The following is a 20,407-nucleotide window of genomic DNA, read 5'->3' on the forward strand; positions in this document are numbered from 1 at the left end:
CTTGAACTGGGTCGGCACACCGGAGGCGTCGATGCTCAACACGCTCAATTTCCGTCATCTTTACTATTTCTGGGTGATCGCCCGTGAAGGCTCGATTGCCCAAGCCAGCGACCACCTGGACCTGGCCCCACAGACCCTGAGTGGGCAGCTGGCGTCCTTCGAGACCGCACTGGGCGGCGCTCTCTTCGAGCGGGCGCATCGTCGCCTGCAGCTCACCGAGCTGGGCCGCACCGTGTTTGCCCACGCCGAAGAGATGTTCTCCATTGCCGACCAGCTGTGCCAGGAAGTGCAGGGGGAACTGACCGATCGCCCGCTGCCGCTTTCCGTGGGGGTGTCCGCCTCGATCCACAAGCTGATTGCCTTCCACCTGATTGAACCGGCGCTGGGCCTGGCGCGTGAGGTTCGACTGTCCTGTCGGACCGGGGACACCGAGGATCTCCTGCGTGACCTGTCCCGGCACCATCTGGACGTTCTCATCACCGACCGCGTGCCGTCGATCGACGTGCAGTCGCCCTGGTTCCTGCATGAGTTGGGAGAGTCCGGCATTGGTTTGTTTGCCGCGCCGGCCCTGGCTGACCGGCTGACGCCTGGTTTCCCTGGCAGCCTCGACGGTCAGCCTTTCCTCGCCATCCATCAGCAGGCCCCCTACTGGAAAGCATTGACGCGCTGGTTCACTGAACGCGGGATTCGCCCCCGGGTTCGGGCCGAAGTCGATGACAGCGCGCTGATCAAGGTGTTCGGCCGCCAGGGCGAGGGCGTTTTCGCGGCGCCCATGCTGGTGGCCGACGAGGTCTGCCGGCAATATGAAGTGGTTTGCCTGGGTACGGTGGAGACCGTGACTGACCGCTTCTTCGCCATCTCACGATCCGGCCGCCCGCTGCACGCTGCCGTGGCCGCCATTTGCCACCAGCGGCTGGGCAGGCCGTTCGATGCCTCGAAAAAAACGAACCAAACCGCTCATTAAATCTGTTTTTGACGAGCTTAGCGCCGGGCATGATCGAACCGTGACATGAACCGGAGGCATTCTCATGAAAGTGATCCACAAGTACGCACTGGAGATGTCGGGCGAGTCCAAGCTGCTGACGCTGAACAAGGGCTATCGCATGGTCCGCTGTGAATACGTCGTGCCGCAGAAACAGGTGTTCCTGTGGGTGGAAGAGCCCCTGTCGGCAGAGGCGGCCCAATGCGAACGCTGGATGCGCGTAGTGGCTTCGGGTCAGCCGGTACCGGACAGCTACCGCTACGTCGATACCGCGCTGGATCCCTTCGGCCCGGAAGCCTATCACGTCTACGAGTTGCCGATGCATGAAGGCGACAGTGCCAACCCGACGGACTGGCGCTCGGCCTGGACGCCCCGGGCCGTGGACCGGGTTCTGGCCAGCTGATCAGGCCATAAACGGCCGGATGTCGATCTTGTAGGTGGCCGGATCCACCGCCCGCACGATGCGGTCCTGGTTCCCCGGGGCCGCGAGATCGAGGGTGGCCACCGGGATCGGCATCCGGAAACGGGTGTGGTACATGAGGCGCACCACCGGCAGGCGCTGGTCGTCCTCGTTGGTTTCGATCACCACGCCCAGCCGGCCACTCTCCAGCAGCACCATGGAGCCCACCGGGTAGATCCCGATACAGCGGATGAACTGGCGGACCAGTTCCGGGTCCAGGTGATCGCCGCTCCATTCCATCAGTTTCTTGAGGCCCTGGGTGGGCGTCATGCCTTTGTGGTAAACCCGGTTGGACGTGATCGCATCGTACACGTCGGCGATCGCCACCATGCGTCCGTACAGGGAAATCTCGTTCCCCTTCAGTCCGGCAGGATAGCCGCTGCCGTCCATACGCTCGTGATGCTGGGCCGCAGTGAGCAGGGTGAGCTCGCCAATCCCTTCGGTGTTGGCCAGGATGTCGTGGGAATGCACCGCGTGCTGCTTCATCACCTCGAACTCCTCGGTGTTGAGCCGCCCGGGTTTGTGCAGGATGGCGTCCGGGGTGAGGATCTTGCCAATATCGTGCAGCAGGGCACCCACGACCGTCTGGTGGAGCACATCGTGCGGGTGCTTCATTGCCTTGCCGAAGATCGACATCAGCACACTCAGGTTCACGGAGTGTTCCAGCAGGTAGTTGTCCTTCTCACGGATACGCCCCAGGCAGGCCATGGCGTTGGCGTTGCGGAACACCGAGCCCTGCAAATTGTCCGCCAGCTCATGCACCGGAGCCAGGTCAATCGCCCTGCCCAGCTTCACGTCCTGCATGAGGTTGCCCACCAGACTCTGGGTCTCGGTGTGGATGCGTTTGGCGATGACGATTTCCTCGTCCAGGGCCGCGCGGGGTCTTAATAGCGGCTTGAGACCACCGGCCTGCTGGAGCAGGGTCTCGTTGTGCCGGTCAACGGCGGCGGCCGGCACGGCATCGGGAGAGTCCAGGCCCTTGTCCGTATCGATGTAAACGTGGTGAACACCCAACCGGCTGATCTTCTCGATCGTCTCGTCCCGCCGAATCACGCCGCGGCGCCGGTTGTTGTTGTGGGGGATCCAGTCGTTGTTCAGGTCGGTGATGTACATGCCGATCTGAAGGGCAGAAATCGGGATACGTTTGATCATGATTGTTGTGGGCGCTCGCCTTCAAAGGCTGATACAGACCAGTCTAGTTGTTATACCCGATTGTATGAAATCCGGTCGCCGATGATGTGAACGTTCGAAAAATGCCGGGATGTCTACCCGCAAACGATCCGCGATATGAATGACTTGCATCAATGATCGCGGGAGGCCCGCAGATTATGCTGCCGAAACAGCCAGGGCCATGGTGGGTAACCCCGCCTGTGCCCACCTGTACCGATGACCATCTTTCAAGCGGCGACAGGTCGAGGGACGGAAAAGTGCCTGAACCACAGTCGGATACCCATTCAGCCCCCGCGCGCCCTCAGGCTACCGGCAACGGATGCATCGTGGGTATTCGCGGCGGGGTTGTGGATGTTCGTTTCCCGCCACCGGTACCGCGGATCCACGAGCTGGTCTACGCCGGATCTGTTGCGCTGGAAGTGGCCTCGTTGCTGGACGACGGCGCGGTGCGTTGCATGGCGCTGGCGCCGGTTCGCGGCCTGGGTCTGGGCATGGCGGTCAGGGCCACCGGCGATCCGATCACCGTGCCGGTGGGTGAGGCGGTGCTGGGTCGCATGCTCAACGTGTTCGGTGATCCCATCGACGGCCAGCCGGCGCCCCGGGCCGACGCGCGGCGACCGATCCACCGGGAGCCGCCCGTCCTGGAAGAGCGCGTGGTCCACAGCGACATTCTGGAAACGGGCATCAAGGCAATCGACCTGCTGTCGCCGATCGAGCGGGGCGGCAAGACCGGCCTGTTTGGCGGTGCAGGTGTGGGGAAAACGGTACTGATCACCGAGCTGATCAACAACACCGTGCGCTATCACCAGGGCGTCAGCCTGTTCTGCGGGATCGGCGAGCGCTCCCGGGAGGCGGAGGAACTCTACCGGGAGATGGGCGAAGCCGGCGTGCGGGACAAGACCGTGATGCTGTTCGGCCAGATGAACGAATCGCCCGGTGTGCGTTTCCTGGTAGGCAAGACGGCGTTGACCATGGCCGAATACTTCCGGGATGACCGGCAGCAGGATGTGTTGCTGCTGATCGACAATATATTCCGGTTCGTCCAGGCCGGTTCGGAAGTGTCGGGGCTGCTGGGCCGCATGCCCTCCAGCGTGGGTTATCAACCTACCCTGGCGACGGAACTGGCCGGTCTGCAGGAGCGCATCACGTCGACACGCCGGGGCGCGATCACCTCCATCCAGGCGGTGTACGTGCCGGCGGACGATTTTACCGATCCGGCGGCGGCCCACATCTTCTCCCACCTGTCCGCGTCGGTGGTGCTCTCGCGCAAGCGGGCCAGCGAAGGTCTCTATCCCGCGGTGGATCCGTTGGCCTCCGCCTCGGTCATGCTGACGCCCGCGGTGGTCGGGCAGCGTCACTACGACATCGCCCGGGCGGTGCGCCGCACGCTGGCCGAGTACGAAGATTTGCGGGACATCATCGCCATGCTGGGTATGGAGGAGTTGTCCGCGGCGGACCGGACCACGGTGGCCCGGGCACGGCGTCTTGAGCGGTTCCTGACCCAGCCATTTTTTACCACCCGGGCTTTTACCGGCAGCGGCGGCAAGCGGGTGGCCGTCGCCGACACGCTGGACGGGTGTGAAACCCTGTTGCAGCAGACGCAATTCGAAGACAGTGAAAGCGACTACTACATGATCGGGGCCCTGAACGAGCGGGGAAACGCATCATGACCATGGCCATCGAGATGCAGGTGACCCTGGGGCTGCCCACCCGCACGCTGTTTCAGGGGCCGGCGCGGGCGCTGGTGGCCGAGGCCGGCAACGGCGCGTTTGGCCTGCTGCCCAACCACGTGGATTTCGTGACGGCGTTGGTGCCATCGGTCCTGGTCCTGACCGAGCCGGGTGGGCAGGAGCGTTTTTTCGGTATCGACGAAGGATTGCTGGTCAAGCAGGGACACGCGGTGAACATCGCCATCCGGCGCGGGGTTGAGGGCCGGGATCTGGCCTCCCTGCGCCACACCGTCGCCGACACCTTTGGCGCCGTCGATGAGGATGAGCGCGTGGCCCGGGCGGCCCTGTCGCGGCTGGAGGCCAATATCGTACGGCGGTTTGCCGAACTGCGGAAACCGGGGTCATGAGCCGTAAGCCGGACCGGTCCGTGGAGGCCATCAGCCGGCATGCCGACCGGAAAAAGCGGGCGCGGGATCGCCCCGGGAGCAGCCCACTGCGGGGGCTGGGCACGTTCGGTATGGTGGGTTGGTCCATTGCCGTGCCCACGGTGGGTGGCGCGTTTCTGGGGCTCTGGCTGGATCGCGTGGCCCCGCAGGATTTTTCCTGGCCCATGGCGCTGATTCTGGGCGGGGTGGCCCTGGGCAGTGTCATCGCCTGGGCCTGGGTCAGCCGGGAAGGGCCGGACCGGGGAGGGGAGGATCAATGACGATGGATTGGACATCGCTCAGCGTGGGGGTGGCGGTCGGCGTGGCCGCCAGCGGGCTGTACTTTGCCGGCCTGGCGTGGAGTGTTCGGGCCCTCTTCAGGTCGCGACGGCCGGGGAGCCTGCTGCTGTTGAGCGCTGCGTTGCGGATGGCGTTGCTGCTGGCGGTATGCTTTGCGGTGACCGACGGCTTCCACGATGGCGCGTCGCTGGCCGGTTTTGGTCTGGCGTTTCTCGTCGTGCGGCTGGTTGCGGTGCGCTGGGCCCGGCCGCCATCGGCGATGGTTCGGGAGGATGCCTCATGCAGCTGACGCCGGACCAGGACATCGTCCTCAGACTGGGCGACTTCAGCCTCAACGCCACCGTCGTTAACACCTGGATTGTGATGGCTGTGCTGGTGGGTGGCTCCCTGCTGGTGACCCGAAATTTGCGTCCGGACGTCCCACCCAATCGCTGGCGCACCCTGCTGGAAACCATCGTGCAGATGATCCAGAGCCAGATCGGGGAAATCACCCAGACATCAGCGCGCCACGTGATGTATTTCGCCGGCACCCTGTTCCTGTTCATTGCCCTGTCCAACCTGCTGCTGGTCGTACCGGGCTTCTCACCGCCCACTTCTTCGCTGTCTACCACCGTGGCGCTGGCGATTTCCGTGTTGTGTGCGGTGCCCCTGTTCGGTATCGCCAGCGGCGGTCTGGGCCGTTATCTGCGCCACTTTATCGAGCCCTCGGTGGTGATGCTGCCGTTCAACGTCATCAGCGAGTTTTCCCGGGGGATCTCCCTGGCGATCCGCCTGTACGGCAACATCATGAGCGGCGCGGTGATTGCCGCCATCCTGCTGGGTGTGGCGCCGTTCTTCTTTCCGGTGGTGATGGACATGCTGGGGCTGCTCACCGGCCTGATCCAGGCCTACATCTTCGCCATCCTTGCCACCGTCTACATCTCATCCGCAACGGCGGCGGACCCGCCTTCCAACGCTGAGGACACACCATGAGCGACTTCGCATTGATCGCCATCATTTCCATCTTTACTGCCGGCCTGACCGTTTCCTTCGGGGCGCTGGGACCGGCACTGGGAGAAGGCCGCGCAGCCGCCGCGGCGATCGCCGCCATGGCCCAGCAGCCCGATGCGGCACCGACCCTGTCGCGGACCCTCTTCGTCAGCCTCGCGATGATCGAGTCCACCGCCATCTACTGCTTTGTGGTGGCGATGATCCTGATCTTCGCCAACCCGTTCTGGGATGCGGTGCAGGCCGCCAGCGGCCACTAGGGCAACGGATCGCCGATTATGTCCATCGACTGGATCACCGTCATCGCCCAGATCGCCAATTTCCTGGTGCTGGTGTGGTTGCTCAAGCGCTTTCTCTATAAGCCGATCCTCAACGGCATCGATGCCCGGGAAGCGGAAATCGCCCGACGTATGAACGAAGCCGGTGCCGCCCGGGAAAAGGCGGAAGCGGCCGAACAGACGTTCCAGACGCAGACGACCCGGCTGCAGTCAGAACGGGATGCCGCAGTGGCGGAGGCCCTGAAAGCCACCGAAAGCGAACGCGACAGCCTGTTGGCCGAGGCGCGTGACCGACTTGCCCGGGAACAGAAGGAGCAGCAGACCCAACTGGAGCGGGAGCGCCGCAAGTTCGTGGCCCGTATGCAGCAGGCCGGCACACAGACCCTGGTGGAACTGACTCGAAAGGCCCTGCACGAACTGGCGGACGACACCCTGGAAGCGGCCACCGTACGACACGTGATGGCACAGCTGGTCACCCGGGCCGATGATCTGGTCCGGGCGGCGGGTTCGGAAAGAACCGCCGTCGCGACCACCCGTGAGCCGTTGCCCGAGCCCCTTCAGGCGCAGCTGCGCACGGCCATGGGCCAGCACTTGCCGGATTTCACCCTGCGCTTTGCCACCGACCCGGATCAGTCGCCGGGGCTGGTGCTGCAGGTGGGCGGAGCCCAACTGAGCTGGACCGTGGACAGCTACGCCGAAGCGTTGCAAGCCTTGCTGGATGACCGTCTGCCCAACGCGGGGTCGAGCCGGGGAGGCGCGCTCCATGACCGATAGCGGACAACGACCCGACGCCGGTGAGCAGGGCTTCAACCAATGGATCAACTCCCTGCTGGACGCGCCGCCGCCGGAACCGGTGTTGACCGAAGTAGGCCGGGTGGCGGAAGTCGGCGACGGCATTGCCGTCGTCACGGGCCTGGCCCGGGCTCTGTCAGATGAACTGCTGGTGTTCGACTCCGGCGTGCAGGGCATTGTGCTGGATCTGGAACCCGGGCGCCTGGGCGTGGTCCTGTTGGGGCCGGCGGAGCGGATCGTGCCGGGCGAACCGGTGCGGCGCACCCGCAAGGTGGTCAGTGTGCCGGTCGGGCCGGCCCTGCTCGGCCGGGTGGTGGACGCAATGGGACGCCCCCGCGACGGGCTGGGACCGATCAGCGCCGTGGCGCAGCGGCCGGTGGAAGCGGAGGCGCCGGGCATCCTGTCCCGGGCGCCGGTTTTCCGGCCGCTGGCGACGGGCATCAAGGCGGTGGATGCCGCGGTGCCTATCGGGTTGGGCCAGCGTGAGCTGATCATCGGCGACCGCCAGACCGGCAAGACCGCGATCGCCATCGATACCCTGCTCAATCAGGCCCGATCGCAGGTGATCGGCATCTACTGCGCGACCGGTCAGCGGGGCGATGCGGTGGCCCGGGTGATCGATGCGCTGAAGGCCGGCCAGATGATGGACCGCAGTGTGGTGCTGTCCGCGGGTGACGAAGAAGCCCCGGGTCTGGCTTACATCGCCCCCTACGCGGCGATGGCCATGGCCGAGTATTTTTCCGACCAGGGCCGGGACGTCCTGATCGTCTTTGACGATTTGACCCACCATGCCCGGGCCTATCGCGAGCTGTCATTGCTGCTGCGCCGGCCGCCGGGCCGGGAAGCGTTCCCCGGGGATATCTTCTACCTCCACGCGCGCCTGCTGGAGCGGGCCGGGCAGTTTGTGCCCGAGGCCGGTGGCGGTTCCATCACCGCGTTGCCGGTGGTGGAAACCCAGGCGGAAAACCTGTCCGCCTACATTCCCACCAACCTGATTTCCATCACCGACGGCCAGATCTACCTGTCGCCCCGACTGGTGCGCAAGAACCAGTTTCCCGCCGTGGATCTGGGCCTGTCGGTCTCCCGCGTGGGCGGCAAGGCGCAACTGCATGCCCTGCGTGATGTGGCCGGGAACCTGCGGGTGACCCTCTCCCAGTTCGAGGAGCTGGAGGACTTTGCCCGCTTCGGAACCCGGCTGGACGAGGCCACACGGGCCCGCTTGACCCGCGGCGCGGCGGTCCGGGCAGCGCTGCGCCAGCCCGAATACCATCCGCTGTCGGCCATTGGCCAGCTGGCCGTTTTGATGGCGGCCATGGCAGGGCTGTTCGACGGGCTGAACGACCAGGCCATCAACGTCGCCATGGAGCGGGTCCGTGAGGTGGCGGAGAGCGAACTGAAGGGGCTCAACGAGCAGGTTGCGACCAACCATTCGCTGGCGGCGGCCGACCGCGACACACTGCTGGCCCTGGCCCGCCGTGCCATCGACCAAACAGCGACAGGAGGGGCGGACCATGGCCCGGACGCTTGAGTCCCTGACCCGCCATCACGAGACCTTGACCAGCATCCGGGGCATCGTCCATGCCATGAAGACCCTGTCGGCACTGAATGCATCCCCTTACGAGGCGGCGGCGCGATCGATCGAGACCTATCACCGGACCCTCATCGCCGGCTTTCTTGCCTTTGCTCATCGAACGGGTGACATCACGCTGTCGCCAGTGCCGCGGGCCGGTCAGCTGGTGGTGGTGTTCGGATCCGATCATGGCTTGTGTGGGAACTACAATGAGCGGCTGGCCGACAGCGTGGCGGCCCATTGCCGGGGCACGAACGCCTGCCGCCTGCTGTGCATCGGCGCGCAGATGAACGATGCCCTGGTGGACCGGGGGCTGCGTCCGGACGCGGTGCTGCTGCCGCCGGCATCGGCGGAAGGCATCGGGCGCCTGGCCGGCGAGGTGGTGACGCGACTGGCCGGACATCCCGGCCGCGACCTTTTTCAGGGCCGTATGATTTCCTTGGCGTTTACAGAACGCCGTGAAGCCGGTGGCCAGACGCCGGTGATCCGGCAGCTGCTGCCACTGGCCCCGGAGCTGCTGACGCGGGAACAGCGCTGGCCATCACGGGCGTTGCCGGATTACACGATGGCTCCGGACGCCTTGCTGGCGGCGCTGGTGCGCAACCACATCTTCGCCAGCGTGTTCCGGGCTTCGGCCGAGGCCATGGTCACCGAGAACGCTGCCCGCCTGGCGCGCATGCAGCAGGCCGAGCAGGCGGTGGATGATCGTCTGGAAGCGTTGAACGGCGACTTGCGCTCGGTGCGTCAGTCGGAGATCACCAGCGAACTGCTGGATGTGATCATCGGCTTCGAGGCGCTGAAGAAACCGGCCCGGCGCTGATGGCCCCGGGCGTCGGTCGCTCAGCCCGGAAAGAAGGTTCGCAGGCTGTTGGCGTAGGTGGTGGTGAGCACCTGTTCGAGGGGCAGATCCTTCACCTCGGCGATTTTCTCCGCCACGAACGGAATGTAGAACGGTGCATTTTCCCGGCCACGGTAGGGCACCGGCGTCAGGAACGGCGAGTCCGTTTCCAGCAGCAGCTGCTCGATGGGCGTCATGCGGATAATGTCCCGCACGTTTTCCGCCTTGTTGAAGGTCGAAATGCCGTTGAAGCCGAGGCACCAGCCCTGATCCAGGGCGTAGCGGGCCAGGCCGGGACCGGAGGTGAAGCTGTGGATCACGCCGCGGCGCTTGAGCGTACCCTCGAACTCCTTGAGGATCTCGATGGTGTCGTCGTCGGCCTCGCGACTGTGGATCACCACCGGGCGATCGGTGTCGCAGGCGATCTGCAACTGGCGGCGGAACACATCCCGCTGCACGGTGCGGTCGGCGTTGTCGTAGAAGTAGTCCAGGCCGATCTCGCCGACGGCGACCATCTTCTCGCCACCGACGTGCTCGCGGATTTCCGCCTCGACGGCGTCGGTGTAGGTTTCCGCCTCGTGAGGGTGGATGCCCTGCGTACCGTACACCCAGTCCGCCTCGCCGGTCAGCTCACGGACGGTAGCCAGGTTGTCCGGGGCTACGGCAATGGTGATCACCCGCTCCACGTTCACCCGCTGGGCTTCGGCCAGGGTCTCCGCCAGCGGGCGGTCCTTGAGGTAGTCCAGGTGGCAGTGGGTTTCGATGATCGGCTGCTCGAAAACCGGGATGTCGCGTCGTTTCTTGCTCATGAGCGGAACGTTGCCTGTGGCGTCACTGGGAATGAATTCAGACGCAGTCTACCATTTTGGACAACGCCCCTCCCAATCCGCAGAGTCCGCAGACGAGGCCCATGCCATGATGACCACACCGTTCAACGAGCGCTGGCGGTACGATCCAACCCGGCCGTCACTGCACGATTACCCGGCTGACGTCGGGGACGATGACATTCCGTCCCTGGATACCAGCCTGGAGAGCATCGGCGAGTATCAGCGCCGCCTATGGGCGAATCGTTCCCGGGCGGTATTGCTGATCCTCCACGGCCTCGATGCCAGCGGTAAGGACAGCCTGATCCGGACGCTGTCGACCTACATGGATCCGGCGGGTTTTCACGCCTGGTCCTTCGCCCGGCCGCAGGGTGCGGAGACCCGGCACGACTTCCTCTGGCGGGTGGTCCCGTTGCTACCGGCCTTTGGCGAGTTGGCGGCCTTCAACCGCAGTCATCACGAGGCGGTGATCGCCGAGCGCCTATGGCCGGTCCATGCCCCGGAGGACTACAACTGGCAGGCCCGATACGAGGCCATCCGCAGCTTTGAGGCGCATCTCTCCCGGGAAGGCACAACGGTCATCAAATGCTGGATCCGGCTCAGTGGCGATGAACACCGTCGTCGTTTGATCAAGCGCCTCGACGAACCGCGCAAACGCTGGAAGTTCGATCCGTCCGATGTGGAAGCCTTCGAGCGCCGGGACGAGCTGCTGACCTGTGCCGGGGAGGCCATTGCCGCCACCCACACAGCCGAGGCGCCCTGGTTCATCATCCCCGGCGATCGCAAGTCCGTTGCCCGGTCCATCGTGGCCGCCCTGGTCGACGAACAGCTTCAGGCCCTGGCGCCGGATTATCCAGTGGAAGACGAGAAGACCCTCAAGGCCTACCGGAAACTGCTGGGCGGCGACTGATCCCCAAGGGCGATCAGGGAGCCTGCCGGAAACGCAGGATCCGACGCCCGTCCTGTGGGTCGCCGATGCTGTCGGCCTGCACCCTGAAGGTCTGCCACAGTCGCTCCGGAGTGAGTACGTCTTCAGGCGGCCCCAATGCCACCAGCCGACCGGCGTCCAGGACGCCAACGCGGTCGCACGCCATCGCCTGGTTCAGGTCGTGCAACGCGATCACCACCGTCACCGGCAACCGCCGAACCAGGCTGAGGATCGAGAGCTGGTGCTGGATATCCAGGTGGTTGGTGGGTTCGTCCAACAGCAGGATGCGGGGTTGCTGGGCCAGGGCCCGGGCGATGTGGACCCGCTGGCGTTCGCCGCCGGACAGGGTGTGCCAGAGCCGGTCGGCGAACGGACGCATATCGACGTCGTCCAGCGCCCGGTCAACGTGGGTGTCGTCTTCGTCCGTCCAGGGGCGCAGCGGCGACAGGAACGGCGTGCGACCCAGGGCAACGGCATCGCGCACGCAGAGCCTGTCACTGGTTTCGGCCTGTTGTTCGACCAGGGCAATGGACCGGGCAATGGTGCGTCGCTTGAGGTGGGCGAGTGGGCGTCCGTCGACGCGAACGCAGCCCCGGGCCGGTCGACGCAGGCCGGCCAGTAGCCGCAACAGCGTCGACTTGCCGGAGCCGTTGGGCCCGACCAGGGCAAAGGTCTCGCCGGGCCGGATGGTCAGGCTCACGTTATCCAGCAGGGTGCGGCCATGGATGCGGGCCCCGAGATGTTCGGCGGTCAGTTTCATGCCTTGCCCGCTCCCCGGACCAGGATCAGGGCGAACGCCGGTGCCCCGATCAGCGAGGTGATCACGCCGATGGGCAGCACCTGGCCGGGCACCAGGATGCGGGACAGGATGTCCGAACCGACCAGGAACACGGCGCCGGCCAGGGCCGAAGCCGGTACCAGCCGGGCGTGGCGGCTGCCCACCAGCAGGCGCATGGCGTGGGGAATCACCAGGCCGACGAAGCCGATGGCGCCAACCATCGACACCATCACCGCCGTTACCAGGGCGGTCACGGCAATCAGCACGCCCCGGACCGGACGCACCGCTACGCCCATGGACGCGGCGCTGTCTGCGCCAAAGGTGAAGGCATCCAGGGCGCGCATGTGCCACAGGCACACCCCCAGCCCGACCAGGGCGGTCGGTACCGCCAGTGCGACGTCGTCCCAACGCACCCCGGACAGGCTGCCCATCAGCCAGAACAGGATGCCCCGGGCCTGCTCGGCGCTGGCCGACTTGGCAATCATGAAGGCCGTCAACGCGTTGAACAGCTGGGCGCCGGCAATGCCCGCCAGTATGATCGCCCCGGCCGCCTGCATGCCCCGCCTGGCGGCGTGGGCCAGCACCACCACCAGGCCGAAGGCCAGGGCCGCGCCGGCAAAGGCGCCCGCTGACAGGCCGATGGCACCCGCGCCCAAACCCAGCACGGTGACCGCCACCGCCCCGGTCGACGCCCCGGCCGAAAGCCCCATGAGAAACGGATCCGCCAACGCATTGCGCAGCAGCGCCTGCAGTACCACCCCGGTCAGTGCCAGTCCGGCGCCGCAGCAGGCGGCGACGATGGCGCGGCTGAGCCGGTAGCTCCAGACGATGCCGGCATCGATGCGGTCAACCGGGTAACCGGCGTCCCACAAGCGGTTGGCCAGCACTTTGAGAATGGTGTCCACGGGAATCCGCGTCTCGCCGATGGCGGTGCCGGCCACCAGGGCGATCGCCAGCACCAGCGGGGTCAGCCACAGCCAGTGCAGGCGCGGCGCCACCGGCACCGGCAGGGATATGACGCGGCTCATCGGTCGAAGCTCATTCCGGCCAGGGCGTCCGACAGGGAGTCCAGGCCAAAGATCGTGCGCAGGGTGGCGCTCATGGCGTGGGCGTCCATCGGTACGATGTGGCCTTCCCGCACCGCGGTCATCTGGCTGGCGACGGGGTCGTTGTGAAGGAAATCGAGCTTCTTCCGGATGTCGTCGGCCGGGTAGCGGCGACGGTCCATCTGCGCGATCACGATCAGGTCCGGGTCGGCCCGGGCAATGGTCTCCCAGCCGACGGTCGGCCATTCCTCATCGGACTCGACCACGTTGCGGATGCCGAGTTTGTCCATCATGTAGCCCGGCGCGCCCAGACGACCGGCGACGAAGGGAGCCGCGGCCAGGTCGGTGGACGAAAACCAGAAGACCGCGGACAGGTCTTTTGGCAGGTCCAGCCCATGGGCGCGTTCGATGGCCCGGGTTTCCCGGCCTTTCAGGTCGGTGATCAGGTCCTCCCCGGCGTCCTGCACGTCAAAGATCGTGGCAAGCTGGCGGATGCCCTTGTAGATGGACTGCGTGGAGAAGGCGGCGACCCGCGTGCCATCACCGCCGGTGGCGTTGTCCTTGGTGTCGCAGTCCGCCGGCAGGATGTAAGTGGCGATACCCAGGTCGGCGAATTGCTGGCGGGTGCCCACCGAACCGGTCGGGCCTACGTGCCATTCGTATTGCACGGTCACCAGGTCCGGGTGTTTGTTGACCACCGCCTCGAAGCTCGGGTCGTTGTCGGCGAGGCGCGGTACCCGGTCGTTGATGGCCCTGAACTGGGGCAGTACCGGGGTGAACCAGACCGACGTGCCGGCCACCCGATTGCCCAGTCCCAGGGCGTAGAGCGTTTCGGTGGCGGACTGGCCGATGGTGATGGTGTGCGCCGGGGCGGCGTCGAAGCGAATCTCCCGACCGCAGTTACCCAGCGTCAATGGGTAAGTGGTCGGGGCCGCCGCGGCGTTGGTCGCGGTCAGTGTAAGCAGGACCGGCAGGGACCGGCGGACGAGTCGCCAGAACGGGAACCGCCCTGGGGCAGTGAGACGGAATGTGACCAACATGACGTGACCTCCTGGGATCGCTATCGAAGCGCAGCGACTATAATGGTTATGTTATAACATAACAATAAGGTTTCACGGCCGATAGCAAGAGGGTTCAGGAAGCTGTAAAGGAATCCGTATGATGGGAATGGTCCTTCCTTTCCCCGGGGCACCCCGCCCGGCGTCGTGAATCGGAATGTCGGCAGGTCTCCTGACTGACGGGTCGTGGCGCGTCCTGCCTTCCCGGGGGGTTCCCAGTGGCTTGGTGATTGGACGTCGCTCGCCGCCTACAGTTGCGGGGGCAGTTTCGGTTCGCGGCCGTGGCCGCGGCGAATTCCCTATTAATTCCCAGAGGAAACCGACGCGTCGAGCATAAACAGGTTGATCGGGAGGGGCAAGCGCCAGCGTATAGTCAACCGATTGTGTGGCCTGAATTATTCGGCAAAGCCGGAGCCGCTGGCCTAAACTGTGTTTCCGGACCGGTGACCCGGCGCCCGGGCTATTCAGGCACCTTTGGGGTGCCGTCGTTGAGCAGCGAGCCGTATGATTGGATTGATCCAGAAGATTTTATTGGAACTGGTTGAGCGCGAGGGTGGGGCCAAAGCGCTCGCAGACGTCACACGCCGGGCCGGATTGGCAGCGGTGCCGGATTTCCGGATCGATACGGATTATCCGGATGATGAGTGCCTGCGTCTGATCGAGGCGACCCAGGCCGTTTTCGGCCTGGACGAGGAGGCCCTGTATCGCCTCTACGCCGATGCGTTCATTGTTGAATCGCGTCGGCTGTTTCCCATGTTCTACCGGATGTCCCCAACGGCGCGGGATTTTCTGGAACGCCAGCCCCGCGTTCACGACACCTTGGCATCCAGCCTGCGCAACGAAGCCAGTCGTGAGCGGGTGCGCGACAAGTTTGCCATTCGCCGTGAGGGCGAGGATCTGGTGGTCACCTACGGCTCACCCAATCGCCTGTGCGGCCTGTATGAGGCGCTCTTCGATCGATTGTTGCAGGAATACGGCGAGGCCGGCGAGTTGAGTGTCCGGACCTGTCAGAAACGGGGGGATCCGGTCTGCACCTTCTGCCTGCACACGGAGACCGCCATTGACTGACTCGGAAAAGCGCCTGCGCGAGGAAATCAACGCGATTGCCGACCAGCTGTGCCAGGCGATCGACGGGCGATTCGACTTTTATGTGAACTCCGGGTCGGACGACCTGGATGTGCAGAAGCTGTCCGTGCTGTCCAATTTCGTACTCGAATCGGTCCGGCGCAACCTGGAGGCGCTGGAGCGAACCCGGGACGAACTGGAGGAGCGGGTAGCCGAACGAACCCGGCGACTGGATCTGGTGATTGAAGGCGCCAACGACGGCGTCTGGGAATGGGACCTGGAGACCGACAGCATCCAGGTGTCCCAGCGCTGGCTGGTGCAGTGCGGCCGCCCCAGTCTGGGTGCGCGGTGTGAACCGGACGTCTGGATCGACATGATCCATCCCGCCGACCGATCCGATTTCCGGCAGGCCCTGCACGATCACATCAACGGCCTGACGGCCCGCTTCCGGGCCGAGTTCCGGTTATCCAATGGCCGCGGTGGCTACCGCTGGATGGTGGCCCGCGGGATCTGTGACCACGATCCGCAAACCGGCGTTGCCCGCATGATCTCCGGCACCCAGGCGGACGTGACCCTGCAGAAATTCATTAATCCCGTCACCGGCTTTCCCAACAGCCAGTACCTGGAAACCATCCTTGATGAACGCATGCGCGCTCAGCAGTCCGGCCACCTGGACCTGGTGGTGCTGGCCCTGCCCAATTACGCCCTGGTGCGCGAGACCCTGAACGGCCGGGAAAGCGGGATCCTGGCGGGGGAGTTGCGTCGGCGTATGGAGGAGTGTGTGCGCAATGGCGAACTGATCGCCAGTCTGTCCGACAGTACCACCGCCATCCTGATCAACAGCCCCGACCCGAACGCAGGCCTGGACCGTGCCGGCGATGTCCAGCGGGCCTTCGACCGGGTATTCCATGTGGAGAAACGCAGCGTCTGGCTCAGCGGTGTGGTCGGCCTGATGCCGGTGCGCGAAACCCGCCTGGAATCGGCCGATGCGGTGCTGCAGGCGACCCGTACCCTGATGCGCAAGGCCCGCCAGCAGGGAAGCGGGTCCTGCCTGCGCTATCACGACAGCATGAGCCGGGAGAATCTCGATCGCCTGGAAACCGAACAGTTGCTGCGTAATGCCTTGCGTCTGGGCTGGGTGGAGCCTTTCCTGCAGCCCCTGGTCAATCTGCAGGCCGGGCGGCTGAGTGGCTTTGAAGTCCTGGCCCGGATCCGCCATCCGGAGCGCGGCATCATTCCCCCGGATCAGTTCATTCCGGTGGCGGAAGAAACCGGACTGATCCGGGAATTGAGCGAGCGGTTGCTGGACCAGGTGATTCCCCTGTTCAACGACCCGAGGCTGGTCGAGGTCTACGGCAATGACTTCAATCTGGGCGTCAACCTGTCGCCGGTCCAGCTGCACGATCCCCATCTCGCCGAAAGCCTGCTGCGGCGGCTGTCGGAGGCGGGCGTGTCGCCGGCTCGCTTCAAGGTGGAGATGACCGAAACGGCGGTGATGGCGGATTCCCGGGTGGCGGTCAAACTGATGAACGAACTGCGCGACGGCGGCATCGGTGTGGCACTGGACGATTTCGGCTCGGGCTATTCCTCCCTGGCGTATCTCCGCAATCTGCCCCTGGACTACCTCAAGATCGATCGCTCACTGGTTTCCGGACTGGACCGGGATCCTGAAAAGCGAGCCATCCTGGAAATGATCATTTCCCTGTGTGAACGGCTGAGACTGACGGTGGTGGTGGAAGGCATCGAGAACGATCTGGAATTGAGCTGCCTGATGGGGATGGGCGCCATGGTCGGTCAGGGCTTCCTGTTCAGCCGCCCCTTGCCGGTGGATGACCTGATTGCCAGCTTGCCGGCCGACGGTCTGTTGCAGCCGGTGGTCAAGCCGGTGTCCGACGGGCGACAATAGCGGCTCACCCCGTACTGATGACCCGGAATCACCGTTATGCCCAGTCGCGTCGAAATCCACTACTGCACCCAATGTCGCTGGCTGCTGCGCGCCGCCTGGATGGCGCAGGAACTGCTGACCACCTTCGAAGATGAGATTGGCGAGCTGGTCCTGAAGCCGGGCACGGGCGGCGTGTTCGAAGTCCGGGCGGACGACCAGACGGTCTGGTCGCGCAAGGCGGCCGGCCGCTTTCCCGACATCACCGAGCTCAAGCAGGCGGTCCGCGACGTCGTGGCGCCAGAGCGCCCACTGGGCCATGCCGATCGCAAAACCGATGACCGCTGAACCACGATGAAGGCTCCCGCCCACCAAAGCCACGACTGGGCCGAGCGCTGGTCGGCGCTCGACCGCTGGCTGACCGATCACGCCGATCTCTGGCAACCGGCCCCCTTCAGTTCACCGGCGCCCGACTGGTGCCGCCGGTATCCGGATATGGCGGCGTTTCTCGAGGAACGGCCTGACCCCGACGTCGACGCCTACGAAGCCGATCCCGAATGTCTGGTCGCGCGGCTCTCGACCTGGCTGCCGGCGATCACCCGGCGCCAGGCCTTGCTGGAGCTGCCGGACTTGTCGGGCGAGTCGCTGGCCCTACCGGAAACCCGAGCGGTGGACATGCCCGGCCGCAAGCGGCTGCAGGCCGGCGCCTTTGCGGCCGCCGTGCAACCGCTGGAACACCCGATACTCGACTGGTGCTGTGGCAAGGGCCACCTGGCCCGGACCCTGGCGCCGACCGCCAGGTCACCGCTGGCCGGCTATGAGTGGGATGCTGCGCTGGTGGCCGACGGCAATGCTCTGGCCGAGCGCTACGGGGATCCGGTGACGCTGGTGACCCGGAATGTGCTGGACCCGGATTTGCCCTGGTCACCGGTCTACCACGGCGTCGCCCTGCACGCCTGCGGCGATCTGCATCGGCGCCTGATCGCCGAGGGCGCGCGCCATCGATGGCCGCGGCTGAGCCTGTCGCCCTGCTGCTTTCACCTGACCCGGCAGACCCGGCATCAGCCCCTGTCCCGGCGGGTGGCGGATGGGCGGCGATTGACCGGTTTGTCCCGGGAAACCCTGCGCCTGGCGGTCCGGGAAACCGTGACGGCGCCGGCCCGCGTACGGCGCCAGACCCGCCACACCCAGGTCTGGCGACTGGGCTTCGACGCCCTGCAAAGGCACGTGCGCGGTGAAGACAGTTACCTGCCGGTGCCCTCCCATCCGACCCATTTGAATGACGACGGCTTTGCGGCCTTCTGCCGATGGGCGGCCGAACGCAAAGGCCTGGCGCTGCCAGCGGACACGGATTTCGATCACTGGCTTACGGTCGGCCAACGTCGGCAGGGGCAGGTGCGGCGCCATGAGCTGCTACGCCACCTGTTCCGGCGGCCACTGGAGCTCTGGCTGGTACTGGATTACGCGCTGTATCTGGAAGAACAGGGCTACACGGTGACTCTGGGCACCTTCTGTGAGCGCCACCTCACGCCCCGTAACCTGCTGCTGGATGCCCGGTTGGACCGATCGACGGCGTCCGGTCAAGGTTTGCGATAAACGACCCTGTCCACACAACCGTCCCGGAAATACACGTAAGTCAGCTCGTAGAGCATGCCGTAATAGTCCGTCTTGTAGACCCAGGTTTCCTGGGGCACCGGGTAGACTTCCGGTGTGGTGCCGAAGGCGTCCCGGACGTTGTCCTTGGTCATGCCCCGGACCACCTGTTCCCGCAGGATGTAGCGGCGCAGGTCGGTGGAGGGGATATAGCGGCAGGGGCTTTCCGGCTCGCTGGCGCTGGACTCGGCCGGTGCCGCGCCCTCCGTCGATTCAGTGTGCTCTGGAGGTGGAGGCAGGTTGCTGTTGAAGCGCCCGCCAATCCGGTTGTCCGGTAAGGTGAGGGTTTCGGGGTTGTCGCCGCAGGGGGTATCTGAATAACGCACGCCGTTGGCATCGGTGCATTTGAAGACCTCGGCAAACGCCGACGGGGCAAGCAGGCAGCAGAGCAGGAACAGGGCGGTTAAGCGCATAACAACATCCTCCGGGCGCTGCCCGCCCGTCTGCAATCGCCCCGGGTACGGCGTCGGCCATCCCCGGGGCGGGACTTCAGCGATTACCGCTCAATCTGGATCTTGGCTTCCACCCGGCGGTTTTCGGCACGACCGGCCGCGGTGTCGTTGCTTGCCACCGGGTCGGACTCACCGTAACCCCGCGCGCTGACCCGGTCCGGATCCACGCCCAGTGTGCCGGTCAGCCGGTTGGCCACGGATTCCGCCCGGCGCTGGGACAGGAACTCATTGTAGCTGGCCTTGCCGGTGTTGTCGGTATGACCGCCCACTTCCACGACCGTGTTCGGATGCGCTTCCAGGAAATCCGCGACACGGCGCAGATCGTCGTCATAACGATCGCCGATCACCGAGCTGTTGGTGGGGAACTGGATGTTCAGCGTGAAGGTCTGGACGTCTTCCATCACCCCTTCACAGCCTTTCTCGTCCACTGTGGCGCCCGCGGTGGTGTTCGGGCACTGGTCCATGCTGTCGACCACGCCGTCGTTGTCGCTGTCCAACTCACAGCCGCGGGTGTCGACGTCGGCGCCGGCTGGCGTGTTGGGGCACTGGTCCTGGCTGTCGACGACGCCATCGTTGTCGGCATCCGGCTCACAGCCGTTGGCGTCGACGGTGGCGCCTGGCGGTGTGCCCGGACACTGGTCGGCGTCGTCGGTCACGCCGTCGTTATCGCTGTCTTGCGGTGCCGGCGCTTCCTTGCTGCCGAAGCCAAAACCAAAACTCATGCCGACACTGGCCAGGGTGTCGAAGGCATCCTCGTCCAGGCTGTAGTACTCGCGCAGATCACCGCGCAGGGACACCACGTCCGTGAGGTTATAGCGCAGGCCGCCGCCGACGTTGAGCCGGGTTTCGCCGTCGATGCCGCCGCCCAGACTGTCAAAGTCGGTATGGCCGGCGCCCGTGGCCACGTACGGATTCAGCTTCTCGTCCGGATCGGCGAAGTAGTACAGACCGTCCAGGCGGTAGTCCTGGAAATCACTGCTGCCCGGCGCGTGTTTGCGGTCGGCATCGCCCCGGTTCCAGACACCCTCGACGGACCAGCGGGGCAGGAAACGATATTCCAGTCCGACCCCATAGGTGTCGGTTTCGCTCAGGTTGCGATCGTCGTCGAAGTATTGAAATCCAATGAAGGGATTAACGTAGACTTTTTGTTCGTCCGCCAGAGCGGGCGTGGTGATGGCTGAAAGCAGAGCCGCAGCAGCCAGAAGTCGGTTGCGGGTCATGTGAACCTCCTGTTCGTTTCCTATCGTTT

General features: G+C 65.2%; 23 protein-coding genes and 1 riboswitch. Of the genes, 16 read left to right on the plus strand and 7 right to left on the minus strand.

Translation table 11 applies throughout. The annotated features are described in order from the left end of the window. Positions 1-31: 31 nt before the first annotated feature. Positions 32-964: a LysR family transcriptional regulator gene (locus tag JL474_RS12120; RefSeq protein ID WP_203142257.1), complete on the plus strand. Its 933-nt coding sequence runs from the start codon at positions 32-34 to the stop codon at positions 962-964. Positions 965-1,028: 64 nt separating this feature from the next. Then, complete coding sequence (locus JL474_RS12125) at positions 1,029-1,385, plus strand: DUF7352 domain-containing protein (protein WP_203142258.1); 357 nt, start codon at positions 1,029-1,031, stop codon at positions 1,383-1,385. Here JL474_RS12125 and JL474_RS12130 read toward each other — a convergent pair whose 3' ends face one another. After that, entirely contained in the window at positions 1,386-2,594 is a 1,209-nt protein-coding gene (locus tag JL474_RS12130) for an HD-GYP domain-containing protein (protein ID WP_203142259.1), read from the minus strand. It lies immediately after the preceding gene. Between the two features lie 176 nt (positions 2,595-2,770). Between JL474_RS12130 and atpD the strand changes: the two genes are divergently transcribed. From atpD to JL474_RS12175, 9 genes are read left to right on the plus strand one after another with little or no spacing between them, the layout of a single operon-like run. Then, entirely contained in the window at positions 2,771-4,282 is a 1,512-nt protein-coding gene (gene atpD, locus JL474_RS12135; protein WP_203142260.1) for a F0F1 ATP synthase subunit beta, read from the plus strand. Further along, complete coding sequence (locus JL474_RS12140) at positions 4,279-4,689, plus strand: ATPase (protein WP_203142261.1); 411 nt, start codon at positions 4,279-4,281, stop codon at positions 4,687-4,689. The genes atpD and JL474_RS12140 overlap by 4 nt, the downstream gene beginning before the upstream one ends. Beyond that, positions 4,686-4,988, plus strand: coding sequence for an AtpZ/AtpI family protein (locus tag JL474_RS12145; protein ID WP_203142262.1), 303 nt, complete (start codon positions 4,686-4,688; stop codon positions 4,986-4,988). Before JL474_RS12140 ends, JL474_RS12145 begins: the two co-directional genes overlap by 4 nt. A gap of 2 nt (positions 4,989-4,990) precedes the next feature. Further along, on the plus strand, positions 4,991-5,296 hold the full coding sequence (locus JL474_RS12150; protein ID WP_236012205.1) for an N-ATPase subunit AtpR: 306 nt from the start codon (positions 4,991-4,993) through the stop codon (positions 5,294-5,296). Beyond that, positions 5,287-5,979 (plus strand): F0F1 ATP synthase subunit A, encoded by a 693-nt coding sequence (locus tag JL474_RS12155; protein ID WP_203142264.1) that lies wholly within the window; start codon positions 5,287-5,289, stop codon positions 5,977-5,979. Before JL474_RS12150 ends, JL474_RS12155 begins: the two co-directional genes overlap by 10 nt. Further along, positions 5,976-6,254, plus strand: coding sequence for a F0F1 ATP synthase subunit C (locus tag JL474_RS12160; protein ID WP_203142265.1), 279 nt, complete (start codon positions 5,976-5,978; stop codon positions 6,252-6,254). The genes JL474_RS12155 and JL474_RS12160 overlap by 4 nt, the downstream gene beginning before the upstream one ends. Before the next feature lie 18 nt (positions 6,255-6,272). Then, positions 6,273-7,046, plus strand: a complete 774-nt coding sequence (locus tag JL474_RS12165; RefSeq protein WP_203142266.1) for a F0F1 ATP synthase subunit B family protein — start codon at positions 6,273-6,275, stop codon at positions 7,044-7,046. Continuing rightward, a complete protein-coding gene (locus JL474_RS12170; RefSeq protein WP_236012206.1) occupies positions 7,036-8,592 on the plus strand; it encodes a F0F1 ATP synthase subunit alpha in 1,557 nt (518 codons plus the stop codon). The genes JL474_RS12165 and JL474_RS12170 overlap by 11 nt, the downstream gene beginning before the upstream one ends. Next, positions 8,576-9,454, plus strand: a complete 879-nt coding sequence (locus JL474_RS12175) for a F0F1 ATP synthase subunit gamma (RefSeq protein ID WP_203142268.1) — start codon at positions 8,576-8,578, stop codon at positions 9,452-9,454. Before JL474_RS12170 ends, JL474_RS12175 begins: the two co-directional genes overlap by 17 nt. Positions 9,455-9,474: 20 nt before the next feature. On the opposite strand, the gene JL474_RS12180 is transcribed toward JL474_RS12175, so the two are convergent. Next, entirely contained in the window at positions 9,475-10,281 is an 807-nt protein-coding gene (locus JL474_RS12180; RefSeq protein ID WP_203142269.1) for a TatD family hydrolase, read from the minus strand. 106 nt (positions 10,282-10,387) lie between these two features. On the opposite strand from JL474_RS12180, the gene JL474_RS12185 reads away from it, so the two are divergent. Next, positions 10,388-11,206 carry a polyphosphate kinase 2 family protein gene (locus JL474_RS12185; RefSeq protein WP_203142270.1) on the plus strand — a complete coding sequence of 273 codons (819 nt, stop codon included), beginning with the start codon at positions 10,388-10,390 and terminating at the stop codon, positions 11,204-11,206. A gap of 13 nt (positions 11,207-11,219) precedes the next feature. On the opposite strand, the gene JL474_RS12190 is transcribed toward JL474_RS12185, so the two are convergent. From JL474_RS12190 to JL474_RS12200, 3 genes are read right to left on the minus strand one after another with little or no spacing between them, the layout of a single operon-like run. Further along, positions 11,220-11,984 carry an ABC transporter ATP-binding protein gene (locus tag JL474_RS12190; protein ID WP_203142271.1) on the minus strand — a complete coding sequence of 255 codons (765 nt, stop codon included), beginning with the start codon at positions 11,982-11,984 and terminating at the stop codon, positions 11,220-11,222. Continuing rightward, positions 11,981-13,030: a FecCD family ABC transporter permease gene (locus JL474_RS12195; RefSeq protein WP_203142272.1), complete on the minus strand. Its 1,050-nt coding sequence runs from the start codon at positions 13,028-13,030 to the stop codon at positions 11,981-11,983. Before JL474_RS12195 ends, JL474_RS12190 begins: the two co-directional genes overlap by 4 nt. After that, complete coding sequence (locus JL474_RS12200; RefSeq protein WP_236012207.1) at positions 13,027-14,088, minus strand: ABC transporter substrate-binding protein; 1,062 nt, start codon at positions 14,086-14,088, stop codon at positions 13,027-13,029. The genes JL474_RS12195 and JL474_RS12200 overlap by 4 nt, the downstream gene beginning before the upstream one ends. A gap of 163 nt (positions 14,089-14,251) precedes the next feature. After that, positions 14,252-14,445, minus strand: a riboswitch (cobalamin riboswitch). 165 nt (positions 14,446-14,610) lie between these two features. Between JL474_RS12200 and JL474_RS12205 the strand changes: the two genes are divergently transcribed. From JL474_RS12205 to JL474_RS12220, 4 genes are read left to right on the plus strand one after another with little or no spacing between them, the layout of a single operon-like run. Continuing rightward, positions 14,611-15,174, plus strand: a complete 564-nt coding sequence (locus JL474_RS12205) for a heme NO-binding domain-containing protein (RefSeq protein ID WP_203142273.1) — start codon at positions 14,611-14,613, stop codon at positions 15,172-15,174. After that, positions 15,167-17,077 carry a putative bifunctional diguanylate cyclase/phosphodiesterase gene (locus JL474_RS12210; RefSeq protein ID WP_203142274.1) on the plus strand — a complete coding sequence of 637 codons (1,911 nt, stop codon included), beginning with the start codon at positions 15,167-15,169 and terminating at the stop codon, positions 17,075-17,077. Before JL474_RS12205 ends, JL474_RS12210 begins: the two co-directional genes overlap by 8 nt. Before the next feature lie 36 nt (positions 17,078-17,113). Then, positions 17,114-17,401, plus strand: coding sequence for a SelT/SelW/SelH family protein (locus JL474_RS12215; RefSeq protein ID WP_123634652.1), 288 nt, complete (start codon positions 17,114-17,116; stop codon positions 17,399-17,401). Between the two features lie 6 nt (positions 17,402-17,407). After that, positions 17,408-18,649, plus strand: a complete 1,242-nt coding sequence (locus tag JL474_RS12220) for a methyltransferase (protein WP_203142275.1) — start codon at positions 17,408-17,410, stop codon at positions 18,647-18,649. On the opposite strand, the gene JL474_RS12225 is transcribed toward JL474_RS12220, so the two are convergent. Further along, positions 18,634-19,119 carry a DUF4124 domain-containing protein gene (locus JL474_RS12225; RefSeq protein ID WP_203142276.1) on the minus strand — a complete coding sequence of 162 codons (486 nt, stop codon included), beginning with the start codon at positions 19,117-19,119 and terminating at the stop codon, positions 18,634-18,636. The genes JL474_RS12220 and JL474_RS12225 overlap by 16 nt on opposite strands. Positions 19,120-19,202: 83 nt before the next feature. Next, positions 19,203-20,378 (minus strand): OmpA family protein, encoded by a 1,176-nt coding sequence (locus tag JL474_RS12230; protein WP_203142277.1) that lies wholly within the window; start codon positions 20,376-20,378, stop codon positions 19,203-19,205. Between the last annotated feature and the right edge of the window lie 29 nt (positions 20,379-20,407).

The organism is Marinobacter mangrovi, assembly GCF_016798325.1.
In the GTDB taxonomy this organism is placed as follows: domain Bacteria; phylum Pseudomonadota; class Gammaproteobacteria; order Pseudomonadales; family Oleiphilaceae; genus Marinobacter_A; species Marinobacter_A mangrovi.